This window comes from Parendozoicomonas verongulae, assembly GCF_009711465.1.
Lineage (GTDB): Bacteria > Pseudomonadota > Gammaproteobacteria > Pseudomonadales > Endozoicomonadaceae > Sansalvadorimonas > Sansalvadorimonas verongulae.
Map to the genome: position 1 here is coordinate 1 of NZ_SMME01000489.1, position 596 is coordinate 596.

General features: G+C 50.0%; 1 protein-coding gene. It reads left to right on the top strand.

Annotation, left to right across the window (positions count from 1 at the left end; all coding sequences use genetic code 11):
• Positions 1 to 337: 337 nt before the first annotated feature.
• The coding region (locus tag E1189_RS24585) for a hypothetical protein (protein WP_230459918.1) at positions 338 to 596 on the top strand (259 nt) is incomplete at its 3' end.

Below are 596 nucleotides of genomic sequence, written 5' to 3' on the forward strand. Positions count from 1 at the left end.
CCATACAGGATACAAGCCCTTTGTCTGTGACCAGAATGGGTGCAAGCAGTCTTTCACCCAACCCGGTGCACTCACAAGGCACAAACGCACCCATACAGGGGACAGGCCCTATGTCTGTAACAAGGACGGGTGTAACAAGCGTTTTTCCCTATCCAGTCATCTCACCAGACACCAGCTCAAGCATCGCAATGTGAGAGGAAGAAGTGACCCAGTCTGCCCCTTTTAACAGCCATGCCCTGGTACTAAACAGGCTGTATGGGACTTAATATCCACCGTGTCACTGACAAGACAAGATTCAACGCTGTCAACATCACCATCATTTATGGGAAGGGTAGGAATGGTTTTCAGGCTGAACTTTGTTGTCACCAGTCTCTGCATGGCGATCGGTCTGTCTGCATCTGCCACCTATGCGTCAAAAAACAGGAGTAAGCCTCTTCACCCTATTCCGTTACGGGCATTAGATGTGGTATCAACAGGCGGCATTGCTATACATCCTGCGGGCAACACACATTTCCACCTCAGTGAAGCCACATCTTGCACCGTCAACACGTCTGCCGAACACCACCTTGTGCATTGCCGAGGGAAAAAACAAAACA